At 33.5% G+C, this 10930-nt stretch carries 12 protein-coding genes and 1 pseudogene; 4 read left to right on the forward strand and 9 right to left on the reverse strand.

The annotated features are described in order from the left end of the window. From FPG59_RS09710 to FPG59_RS09720, 3 genes are all read left to right on the forward strand, one after another. Positions 1-667 (forward strand): Crp/Fnr family transcriptional regulator (locus tag FPG59_RS09710; RefSeq protein WP_369596809.1); only part of this gene is annotated, 667 nt, incomplete at its 5' end. 7 nt (positions 668-674) lie between these two features. After that, entirely contained in the window at positions 675-1907 is a 1233-nt protein-coding gene (locus FPG59_RS09715) for a hypothetical protein (RefSeq protein WP_140344621.1), read from the forward strand. A 67-nt stretch (positions 1908-1974) separates the two neighbouring features. Further along, a complete protein-coding gene (locus FPG59_RS09720) occupies positions 1975-2532 on the forward strand; it encodes a fasciclin domain-containing protein (protein WP_086454416.1) in 558 nt (185 codons plus the stop codon). 69 nt (positions 2533-2601) lie between these two features. Here the strand turns inward: FPG59_RS09720 and FPG59_RS09725 are convergent, their stop codons facing one another. From FPG59_RS09725 to FPG59_RS09760, 8 genes are all read right to left on the reverse strand, one after another. Then, the gene (locus FPG59_RS09725) at positions 2602-2973 is read right to left on the reverse strand and encodes a group III truncated hemoglobin (RefSeq protein WP_086454417.1); all 372 of its coding nucleotides are present in this window, start codon (positions 2971-2973) and stop codon (positions 2602-2604) included. 11 nt (positions 2974-2984) lie between these two features. Continuing rightward, complete coding sequence (locus FPG59_RS09730) at positions 2985-3278, reverse strand: hypothetical protein (protein ID WP_086454418.1); 294 nt, start codon at positions 3276-3278, stop codon at positions 2985-2987. After that, the gene (locus FPG59_RS09735; protein ID WP_086454419.1) at positions 3278-4045 is read right to left on the reverse strand and encodes an ABC transporter permease subunit; all 768 of its coding nucleotides are present in this window, start codon (positions 4043-4045) and stop codon (positions 3278-3280) included. The genes FPG59_RS09730 and FPG59_RS09735 overlap by 1 nt, the downstream gene beginning before the upstream one ends. After that, complete coding sequence (locus FPG59_RS09740; RefSeq protein ID WP_086454420.1) at positions 4029-4751, reverse strand: ABC transporter ATP-binding protein; 723 nt, start codon at positions 4749-4751, stop codon at positions 4029-4031. Before FPG59_RS09740 ends, FPG59_RS09735 begins: the two co-directional genes overlap by 17 nt. Next, entirely contained in the window at positions 4748-5977 is a 1230-nt protein-coding gene (locus tag FPG59_RS09745) for a nitrous oxide reductase family maturation protein NosD (protein ID WP_086454421.1), read from the reverse strand. The genes FPG59_RS09740 and FPG59_RS09745 overlap by 4 nt, the downstream gene beginning before the upstream one ends. 83 nt (positions 5978-6060) lie before the next feature. After that, complete coding sequence (locus tag FPG59_RS09750) at positions 6061-7077, reverse strand: nitrous oxide reductase accessory protein NosL (RefSeq protein WP_086454422.1); 1017 nt, start codon at positions 7075-7077, stop codon at positions 6061-6063. Between the two features lie 64 nt (positions 7078-7141). Continuing rightward, the gene (nosZ, locus tag FPG59_RS09755) at positions 7142-9115 is read right to left on the reverse strand and encodes a Sec-dependent nitrous-oxide reductase (RefSeq protein WP_086454423.1); all 1974 of its coding nucleotides are present in this window, start codon (positions 9113-9115) and stop codon (positions 7142-7144) included. Positions 9116-9131: 16 nt separating this feature from the next. Beyond that, a complete protein-coding gene (locus FPG59_RS09760) occupies positions 9132-9629 on the reverse strand; it encodes a c-type cytochrome (RefSeq protein WP_086454424.1) in 498 nt (165 codons plus the stop codon). A 194-nt stretch (positions 9630-9823) separates the two neighbouring features. Here FPG59_RS09760 and FPG59_RS09765 point away from each other — a divergent pair, with 194 nt between their 5' ends. Further along, entirely contained in the window at positions 9824-10288 is a 465-nt protein-coding gene (locus FPG59_RS09765; RefSeq protein ID WP_086454425.1) for a hypothetical protein, read from the forward strand. Positions 10289-10381: 93 nt separating this feature from the next. On the opposite strand, the pseudogene FPG59_RS09770 reads toward FPG59_RS09765, so the two are convergent. Continuing rightward, positions 10382-10644, reverse strand: a pseudogene (locus FPG59_RS09770) (aspartate aminotransferase family protein); the annotation flags it as partial. Between the last annotated feature and the right edge of the window lie 286 nt (positions 10645-10930).

The following is a 10930-nucleotide window of genomic DNA, read 5'->3' on the forward strand; positions in this document are numbered from 1 at the left end:
ATTTATAGAAATTATATTTGTAGCAATTGCAAATATGCGTCCTAAAAAACACATTCTTAAATCCACTTTAATTATGCAAATAGACATAGATTTACTTTTTTCTTGGGGCGCTGTTGCGAAAAAATACAAAAAAAACGAAGTAGTTTTTAATGAAGATGAAGTGGCCCATTTTTATTATCAAATTATTGATGGAAGCGTGAGAATGTTCAATTCAAATGACGAAGGAAAAGAGTTCACACAAGGACTTTTTTGTAAAGGAGAGAGTTTTGGCGAACCTCCATTGTTTATTGACCAACCGTATCCCTCGAAAGCAGTTTGCCTTCAAGATTGCACCATTATGAAGCTATCAAAAGATAAATTTTTAAAAATTCTTGATGAATATCCTTTAATTCAAAAATCATTTTTGGTTTTACTTGCCAATAAAATTCATTCAAAATCCAATACTTCAAAAGAGATCATCAACCAGAAACCAGAGTTTAGAATTCTTGCTTTTTTGAACACACACAAAAGAAAATCGGAATGTAATGACCAAAAAGTATTAATTCCTTACACACGTCAGGAAATTGCAAATTTTACCGGTTTGAGAGTCGAAACGGTGATTCGGGTTTTTTCGAAAATGAATGATTGCAACAAAGTTGACATCATCAATCACAAAATATTTTATTAAAAAAAATATGAAATTAAACATACAATTCTGGCTAAAATTTTCGTTGCTAAATCTATGTATTGTAGCCTCGCTTGGGGTTTTAATGCGTTATAAAATTGGTTTTGAATTCCCTTATTTCAATCAAAAATATATATTACATTCTCATTCCCATTTTGCATTTTCAGGATGGATTACCCATACCTTGATGACGTTGATGGTGTATTATCTTCAAAACAAAACCGCAGACTTTCAAGTAACTAAATACCGAAAAATAATTATAGCCAATCTCATTTGTTCCTATGGAATGCTGATTTTCTTTATTATTCAGGGCTACGGAATGATTTCCATCTTTTTCTCAACAGCATCGATTCTGGTTTCTTATTTTTTTGGCTATTATTACATCAAAGATTTAAGAAAAATAGATACCGATTTCGCTGCTCTTAATTGGTTTAAAGCCGCCGTAGTTTTCAATATTATTTCCTCTTTTGGGACTTTTTATCTAGCCTACATGATGGCTAGTAAAAATGTTATTCAGGATTTGTATTTAGCATCTATTTATTATTTTCTCCATTTTCAATATAACGGTTGGTTTTTCTTTGGTTGCATCGGTTTATTTTTTGGTTTTTTAAATCTAAAAAAATCAGAACATTCCTTTTACGAAAATTCCTTTAAGCTGTTTGCTGTTTCTTGTATTCCTGCCTATTTTTTGTCCACACTTTGGTTGGATTTACCTGTTTGGCTTTTCGCAATTTCTGTCTTTGCAGCAGTAATTCAAGTTTTTGCATGGTTTAAACTTCTTTTAATTTTGATACAAAAACAAAAAGAATATTTGAAAAATTTCGCTTCATTGTTACGCTATATTTTACTCTTTTCCTGTTTGGCATTAAGCATAAAATTCATTCTGCAATTAGGTTCAACAATACCATCTTTAAGTCAGCTCGCCTTTGGTTTCAGACCAATAGTTATTGCCTATTTACACTTGGTTTTATTGGCGGTAATTACGTTGTTTCTGTTATTTTACGTTTACGCCAATCATCTAATTATCATTAATAAAAAGATAAAAATTGGTTTGATTCTATTTTCTGTTGGCGTTTTATTAAATGAGTTGGTTCTTGCTATTCAAGGTGTTGCATCGTTCACCTACACAATTATTCCGTATGTAAATGAACTTCTTTTCGTTGTCGCCTTACTCTTGCTTTTAGGAATCGCGTATACTGCATATTTTTCTATCAAAAAAGTTAAAAACAACCCGCCTTTATGATTGAACGCATAGAATAAACAATTGATAATTAAGCACTTTGCTATATTAAACCAAAGTAACCTTAATTATGAAAAAATCAATTCAATTAGTAGCCGTCGTTTGTTTCTGTACCATTTTTGGTTGTAAACAAAATAGCGAAGCTCCATCTGAAACAACAACAGAAAATACAACAACCCAAGGTCCTGGGCAATCTGCCGTGGTTGACGAAACTTCCAGTCCAAACATTGTTCAGACAGCCTCTGGAAGCAAAGATCACTCTACATTAGTAACTGCAGTAAAAGCAGCAGGATTAGTGGATGTATTGAGCAATGCCGGGCCATTTACTGTTTTTGCACCAACAAACGCTGCCTTCGATAAACTCCCAAAAGGAACCGTTGAAGGATTATTAGAACCTGGAAAAAAAGATGACTTGAAAAACATATTAGAATACCACACATACGTTGGGAATCTAAAAACCGAATACATGCAAGATGGAGAGGAATACGAACAAGTAAATGCCGGAAAAATAAAAATCACCAAAGTAGGTGACAAGGTATTTGTAAATGGTTCCGAAATAGTAACTTCAATCCCAACATCAAACGGAATTATACACGTAATCAATGATGTTTTACTTCCAAAAAAATAATATTATTAATTCATTTTGCCAGATTGAAAAAAGCGTAAACTAAAATAGTTCACGCTTTTTTAATGCTATTCAGCCTATTGTTTTGTACATCAATACCCCCGAAATATTCATAGCTCTTTGTTTGATTTCTTCAGCTTTTTCTCCTGTGAATAACTCATCAACAGTTTCATTAAACAAGGCATTCCAATGCTGAAAATGAGCTTCTTTCATTTCACTTTTTTGATGCAACTCTTTGTGCTTACTCATCGGGTTTCCGGTATAATTCCCTTTCGAAAACATAATATTTTCCCAGAAATCATACATTTTAGGCAAATGCTCTTCCCAATTCACCTTGGCTACATCCGTAAAAAAATAACCGATTTTAGTATCTGTTTTTATTTTACCGTAGAAAGTGTTTATCAGCTTCTCAATATCGTTTCTGTTTTTTATATCTGTTTTCATTTCTAGATTTTTTAGCCTTTAAACAATAAACACAAACTGTCTTCCAATGCTTCTACGGAATGTAAAACTGCTACCGGAATTTCTTGTTCATCATAAAGAAAGAGTTCGTTTTGTTGGTTCTCCTCTTTATAAATCACGTTTCCTTTTATCACCAATAATTTGGCAGGAACATCTGTTTTATGCTCCTTAAGAATCATTCCTTTTTTGAAAGCAATCACCATTACTTTAAGACAAGAAGTATTTTGAACCACTTGCGCCACTGGATTAGCGGCATTTTCTAGTTTTTGAAGTATATCTTTAAACATTATAAATCTTTGTTTTTAAATTTAATTAATGAAATGAAAAATGGAATAATAATCCACAAACACAATAACGAAAAAGAAATAAGCAGTCCCAATGATGTCCCGAAAAAATCTTTGAAAATTGCTCCGGTATATCCCATCATCGCCGAAACGTCAAGATGCAGCAAGATTTGAATTCTGGCTAAATCTATTGGACTAAACGCCGTAACAACAATCATTGCTTTCTCGATTGGATAATCTGAAAATTGAAACAACAAATACAAAATTATTCCATCAAAAAGCAGTGCAAAATATAACCAACCCATGATGGCAATCCCTATACCTTTTGCTTTGTCTCTGGTCAATATCGAACTTAAAAATGCCAAAGCCACGAAGACCAACGTAATCAGACAACCTATGACGAGCATCATAATGCCTACACTATTCGGCGCATTGATTAAAAGCGGAATTCCAGCACCAATAAAAAAAGCTAAAACCATTGCTAACGAAAGTCCAAGAAAAAGACTCAGCCAAATTTTCTTGCGTTTAATGGGCTGGCTTAATAAAAGCTCAATAAACTCCGTACTGTTGTACAAATAAATCGTGGCAAAAAGAATGGAAACCAGCGGAACCGTGAATAAAATTATATTCAAAATGGTAAGCAATCCTTTAGCAGAATTATCTTCCAGCCCAAATGAACTCCATGAAAGAATGGCTAAAATAAGGGTATACGCCAGTATAATCTTGTTCTTCAGAATGTCTAGAAAAATGATTTTAATGATTCTGTTCATTGCTTTTGTTTTTTAGAATTTTGGCAATTGCTTTGGATATTTTTTGTTCGTTTGTTGATTCCAATAAATCCGCGATGCTTTGATGAAAATGCACTGTCCCGTCTTGCATGTAAATAATTTGGGTAATCAAATCATCTAATTCGCTCAAAAGGTGGGAAGTAATCAAGATAAGTTTTCCCTTTTCTTTTTCTTTTATAATTTTTACTTTTAATATTTCGGAAGCCAATGGATCTAATCCCGCTGTAGGTTCGTCTAAAATCAACACTTCAGGATTAAACAAAAAAGCCAGTGTAGCACTTACTTTTTGCGTTGTTCCCCCCGAAAGTGTCCGCATTTGTTTGTCGACTATTTTTTCGAGTTGAAATGCATGGACTAAATCCTCATCTAAAACCTGATCCGAATTTCGAATTTGCTTTATCATTTCGATGATTTGCCCAACTGTCATATAATCCGGATAACGGCCTATTTGTGGCATGTAGCCTATTTTTTCCCGATATTTAAATTCCTTTAAAATCGATTTTTCATTGAATAAAATATCTCCTTTAGAAGGAATCACCATTCCCAAAATACTTTTTATCAAAGTGGTTTTTCCACAGCCATTCGGACCAATTAAAGCAATGCATTCTCCTTTTTTAAAAGAAAGATTGACATCATTTAAAACCTCTAATTTTCCAAATTTTTTATATATATTTTTTATTTCAATCATAATGGTAATGAATGCATTAATGGCGAATTGTCAATGAAATTATCTGGGGTTATACTGGGCAACACTTTTTCGGATTTATCCAAAAGTGTGATCATAAAACTCCGGAACAGCAACATCGCCGAGGGATTATTTTCAACTAAAACTGCAAATAAACTCAACGGATGATACGGCACATCGCCGACACCATTTTTGTCTAAATCATATCCTTCGTATTTATCCCAATAATTGGTGTCGAACGTATTTAAAACTAAACTTCCGTTAGTTCCCATATCAAAAGTATTCCCAATAAAATTATTATTTACGATTTCATTATCTACACAACTGGCTTGGATTTTCATCGCCCAACCGTTCGCTTCAAATACGTTCTTTTCAATTCGTATTCGATTGGTTCCTTCCATGTGAATTCCAGAAGTATTTTTAGAAAATTTATTTCCAATGATATGACTATCGGAAATTTCCTTTAGAAATAATCCATAAGCGCCATCGCCCCAATTTTCTTCGAAATAGTTATTGAACATCTTGACATTTTTGGTAAACATTACCGCAACGCCGGCACCGTTATTCTTGAAAATATTGGTAATATACGCGTCGTCATTAGAGAACATAAAATGCAAGCCATAACGGATATTGTTAGTTGAAATATTTCTCCAGATAACGGAATTGGTCACAAATTCAAAATAAATCCCATCCCGATGACCAGAAATAGTGTTGGCGATAATTTGTAGATCCTCACTTTTCCAACAATGAATTCCGTTGCCTATTTGTTGTTCTTCTTTGCCATACGCTACAATGGTATTGTTTTTTATCAGGCAGTTTTTACCATTTTGGATATAAATTCCAAAGAAATTATCGTCTAGAATATTGTTTTGAATAACAACATGGTTTTTATTGTAGACTTTTATCGCACAAGGATCTTCGAGTGAAGCATACCCTGATTTTATCACTTTAAAACCTTGTACAATCACACTATCCGCTTTAATGGAAAGTACTTCATACTTCTTTTGTCCATCTAAAATTGGATATTCTACACCCAGAAAAACAATTCTTTTATCAATAACAATATTGCCTTCTCGATAAACACCTTTATGAACTAAAACCGTGTCACCTATTTTAGCCAAACTAATAGCTTTTTTTATTGATTTTACAGATTTATTAGCGCCAACTTCAATTACATGCGCATGAAGGAATGACGAAAAAAACAGAAATAAGTAGAGCAATTTTTTCATTATTTTTTTAAAATTAAACCGTCTGAATTTAATTAAGAAAACACACTGTACTTAATTTTTTACTGATTCAAAAAACGACTGGTTTATTTTGCAATTATAGCTTCCCAAGTAATTGGTTTTGCTTTAAATTTTATTCCAAATTCCTTTGCATCATTTTCAGAAGAAAAAGCTATAACCCCACCTCTCATCGGACTTTGAATAGTTCCTTCAGAGATAAAAAAAGCAGTTTTAGCAGGAATCAAGACATTGTCTTGCACATAATCACTCACATAATAAGCGGCTATTTTTGTATTAGCATTTTCTTTTCCATACTGTATCATGCACATGATGTCATCAAATTTGAAAACTCTGCCTTTTTCACTAATCACTTCTGCCGCGTATTTACCATCGGCGATCGTCATTTTACAGAAATCGCACGTGTCAACGTTCAATTTAATGGGAACCACTTCTGTTTTGGCACAAGAAAAAAAAGAAAAAGTTAAAAAGACTAACAACACTGCTGTTGTATTTGATTTTTTAAATCTGTTTAACAAATTAGTTTCTTTGATTACTGCGATAAACAGTAATAATCCTGCAGCAATTAACATCCATCCTCCAGTATCTGGAATAGAATACGCACCAAAATTTAAAAGTTGTTTGTAACCTAATAATGGTGGCTGATATGACATTCCTGGCACTTGAATTGCAGCATTAGGGTCCAAATTATGTCCGTATTCATAGTTCCATCGGTAAAAATCGACTCCTGCTAATATCCCAAAAAGAATAAAAGATATAAATAAAGCATAAAGTCCTTTTTTCATAGCAATTACCGCAACTGCCAAAGCACACAATGCAAAAAAAACAATAATATAAGGCAGTACAGTAAATTCTATAAAATCCTCTTTATGCAGGGTTTTCATACCAATATAATGGTTCAATCCATTAATAATATCGACATCACCCGCAATTTTATCAGCATGCAACAGCAGTACTAAACCTTCAGGATATTGAGGAGCTGACAATTCAATTCTCCACATTGGAACAAAAACCGACGACACTAATAATGCCATCACAACCAAAAGCATCACTTTTGAAAGCGTTGAAATTTTTGAATTATTCATGATTTTTTTATTAAAAAAGGGAACAAACTAGATAATTTGTTCCCTCTTGATTTTGAAGTGATTGCTATTTAGCTGGCAAATTCGTTCCTAGACTAAATGTTATTGGAACATTACTTCCTGCAGGAGACACTCTTAAATATCCTGACATTTCTTGGTGTAGTGCACTACAAAAATCAGTACAATAAAATGGAAATATCCCTATTGTTTTTGGTATCCACTTCAAAGTAGCTGTTTCACCAGGCATAATTAATAGCTCGGCATTATCAGCACCTTTGATTGCAAATCCGTGTGGAACATCCCAATCCTGTTCAAGATTAGTAACATGGAAGTATACTTCATCTCCTAGTTTTATTCCTTCGATATTATCAGAAGCAAAGTGAGAACGTATAGAAGTCATATACACATGAACTTTGTTTCCTTCTCTGACTACTTTAGCTTCTTTTTCACCTTTGGCAACATAAGGATGATTGTTTTCTTCGATTTTATAAAATTTCAACTGACCATTGTTTCTGATTAAATCAGCTGGTGCAGATTGTGCATAATGCGGTTCTCCAGTGGTTGGATAATCCAATAAAAGTTTCATTTTATCACCACTAATGTCAAATAATTGTGCACTTTGCGCTAATTCTGGTCCTGTTGGTAAATATCTATCTTTAGTGATTTTGTTGTAAACAACCATATATTTTCCAAATGGTTTTTTACTGTCTCCACCAGGAATAGAAAGATGTCCAGGAGAATAATAAACAGGTACTCTGTCTAAAATTTTCAATGATTTAATGTCCCATTTCACAACTTCTGACGAAACGAAAAACGTAGTATATGCATTTCCTTTTCCATCAAACTCAGTATGTAAGGGTCCTAGACCTGGTTTTTTAACTTCACCATACAATGCAGCCTCATATTTTATAACGGGAATACCTTCGTAGTCGCCATCATATTGTTTTTTGGCAATCGCATTTTTCATTTTGTCAAAACTAAAGACCGGAATCAAAGCCGCTAATTTCCCACTTCCTACAATATATTCTCCTGTAGGATCTACATCACATCCGTGAGGTGATTTTGGACAAGGAATCAAATAGCAAATATCTTTTAACATTTTAGAATCCAACACTAATACTTCAGTTCTCATTTCAGATTTTGCAGTATGCGTTTTTTCATCCCAAGTATTATGAGCATATTTAGCTTTAATTTTTTTACCTTTTCCCGCTTTAATGTACTCTTCAGCTTTTTTCCAGTTTACAGCCATAATAAAATCTTTGTCGTTCTTTGAAGCGTTAACTTCCAGCAAAGTATTGGCTTGTTCTGAATTATAGCAAGAGAAGAAGAACCATCCGTGAGATTTGCCTTTACCAGCATGACTTAAATCCCAGTTTAAACCAGGAGTTTCAATTTGGAAAGCAATATCCATCTGACCTTCCTTACCTACTTTTACAAAACTCAAATATCCTTTGAAATTTTGTTTGTAAGTGTTAATAGGAACATCACCATTGGCATTATCAGGAGGAACGCTAAATCGGGTTCCTGCAACAACGTATTCAGTATTCTCAGTAATAAATGGAGAAGAATGATTTCCAGCACTGTTTGGCAATTCAATTATTTCAACCGTTTTAAATGTTTTCAAATCAACACGTGCAATTCTGGGCGTGTTATTAGCATTAGCGAAAAGCCAACGACCGTCAACCTCACCGTTAGTCTGAGACAGATCTAAATGGTGCTGATCATCCCAAGGCACATAGCCGTGAGAAGTATTCAACATTGGTTTGGTTTCTTCGCTATATCCATAACCACTTTGCGGGTCTTGAGAAAATACTGGAATGACTCTCAATAATCGTGCGCTTGGTAAACCATAAACACTCACTTGTCCACTAAAACCTCCTGAAACGAAATTATAGAATTCGTCATATTTTCCCGGAGCAACATAGACTTTTTGAGCAGCGTCGCCACCTACGGCATCAGCTGTATCTTTAGGTCTACAAGAGCCAAAAAATGCACTAACCAAAACGATGGAAAGACTTGTTTTTATAAAAATATTGTTCATTTTATTTTGAGTTAAATTATTTTACTCCGTCATTTTTACGCATATATTCCAACAAGTTTCTTGCATCGGTATCGGTCAAGGCTTGATTTGGCATACGAACTAAACAAAGTTCTAACTGTGCTTGAAGTTTTGGATCTTTATCAATCATTGGATCTGGATTAGTGATAAAGTTCATAATCCATTCTGGTTTTTGTCTCTCAGTAACTCCTTTCCATCCTGGACCAACTAATTTTTCATCAGTCAATTTATGACAAGAAGAACATTTAACGGATTGTATTTTTTCTCCTTCGGCAGCCATTGCCTCATCCAACTTAGCACCTAAATCCACTGAGGTGTGTTTTCCGATACCTCTGTTTGGATCATAAGTTGCAGCATCTGCTGCGGAACCTTCCGGTGCGGCCATTCCTTCATCAGATGAAGTGGTTGGTGTAAAATCCTCCTCAGGTTTGTTTTTTTTATCACCACATGAAGTTAACATTACGAATGCAACTACAAAAAAAGTTAATTTGTACATAAATTTGTTTTTAGAATTGTTTAACAAATTTGCGATTAGATTAGTGAATTAATTATGACTTGAATCATACTTATAGAACTATTTTCCAGATTTCTCTACCTGTACTTGGAAAACCAAACGATAAACTTTTGTTAACGATTAAACTTTTAAAACCTATCCTTGTCTTATATCTATAAAAAGTAAAACAATACAAAATGAAAAAATTATTCATCGCTGCATTATTAGTTGTCGGAATCACAAGCTTTGCACAAGAAAGAAGAGCAACTACAGAAAGAGCCAAAATGGAACAAATGACTCCTGAACAAAGAAATCAGTTGCATTTGAAAAAAATGACTTTAGAATTAGATTTGAATGCTTCTCAACAAAAAGAAATGAGTAAAGTTATTGCTGAACAAAGTAATAAAAGAGAAGCTAAAATGGTGGAACGAAAAGCAACTAAAAATTCAGCTAAAAAACAGCTAACCGCTGACGAACGTTTTGCTCAAAAAAATCAAATGTTAGACGAGCAAATTGTGATGAAAGAAAGAATGAAAAAAATACTTTCAGCTGACCAATACAAAAAATGGGAGGACATGAAAGGAAAAAGACATCACGGAATGAAAAAAAGAATGATGCACCATAAAGATGGAAAACCAGCAAAAATGGTTGATAAAAAATAATCCTTCCACTTGAAATATTTCATCTTAATTCATAGAAAAGCCCAAAATGAACATGCCCCAAAAAGTTAGACACTATTTGTGGCATTTTTTTTATTAATATGTTTTCGAAACTTTATCTATCGCTCGAATGGTAAAATCTAAATTCTCATACGTTAATGCATTGGTAATAAACCACGTTTCATAAGCGGATGGCGCAATATAAATTCCTTCATACAATAACCGTGAAAGAATTTTTTAAAAGTTCAATTATCGCCTTTTGCGGCAGTTTGAAAGTCTACAACAGGAGCAGCGTCAAAATGAACCGAAATCATTGAGCCAAAAGTGTTGATTGTAAAGACAACATTATTGGCTTTCAAAAAAAGTCAAGTTCTACTTTATGTTTTTCAATAAATAAGTTCCATGTTGTGGGTTGCTTACCCGTAATTTCATAAAAATTTTCACTGATGTTAGCTTGCTTTTATAAGCCATTTTAAATGCCGTGAGAATACAGCGAATGAAGTTTTAAATCTGAAATAATTTAAGAAGCGCCCCTTAATAAGGGCGTTCTTTAGAATATTTATGATTTTTTTGGAGGTGTTTTTCCTTCTCCAAAACAAGAACCGTAAACAGTACAAGATTTTTTCTCATTAGAGACTAGAATTA

Origin of the sequence: Flavobacterium sp. FPG59 (assembly GCF_002150205.1) — a bacterium.
In the GTDB taxonomy this organism is placed as follows: Bacteria; Bacteroidota; Bacteroidia; order Flavobacteriales; family Flavobacteriaceae; genus Flavobacterium.

Bases quoted from the DNA above. Each gene is read 5' to 3' on its own strand.
- FPG59_RS09715 (WP_140344621.1), top strand. From the start codon at position 675: ATGAAATTAAACATACAATTCTGGCTAAAATTTTCGTTGCTAAATCTA.
- FPG59_RS09730 (WP_086454418.1), bottom strand. From the start codon at position 3,278: ATGTTTAAAGATATACTTCAAAAACTAGAAAATGCCGCTAATCCAGTG.
- nosZ (WP_086454423.1), bottom strand. From the start codon at position 9,115: ATGAACAATATTTTTATAAAAACAAGTCTTTCCATCGTTTTGGTTAGT.
- FPG59_RS09740 (WP_086454420.1), bottom strand. From the start codon at position 4,751: ATGATTGAAATAAAAAATATATATAAAAAATTTGGAAAATTAGAGGTT.
- FPG59_RS09720 (WP_086454416.1), top strand. From the start codon at position 1,975: ATGAAAAAATCAATTCAATTAGTAGCCGTCGTTTGTTTCTGTACCATT.
- FPG59_RS09765 (WP_086454425.1), top strand. From the start codon at position 9,824: ATGAAAAAATTATTCATCGCTGCATTATTAGTTGTCGGAATCACAAGC.
- FPG59_RS09750 (WP_086454422.1), bottom strand. From the start codon at position 7,077: ATGAATAATTCAAAAATTTCAACGCTTTCAAAAGTGATGCTTTTGGTT.
- FPG59_RS09725 (WP_086454417.1), bottom strand. From the start codon at position 2,973: ATGAAAACAGATATAAAAAACAGAAACGATATTGAGAAGCTGATAAAC.
- FPG59_RS09745 (WP_086454421.1), bottom strand. From the start codon at position 5,977: ATGAAAAAATTGCTCTACTTATTTCTGTTTTTTTCGTCATTCCTTCAT.
- FPG59_RS09735 (WP_086454419.1), bottom strand. From the start codon at position 4,045: ATGAACAGAATCATTAAAATCATTTTTCTAGACATTCTGAAGAACAAG.
- FPG59_RS09760 (WP_086454424.1), bottom strand. From the start codon at position 9,629: ATGTACAAATTAACTTTTTTTGTAGTTGCATTCGTAATGTTAACTTCA.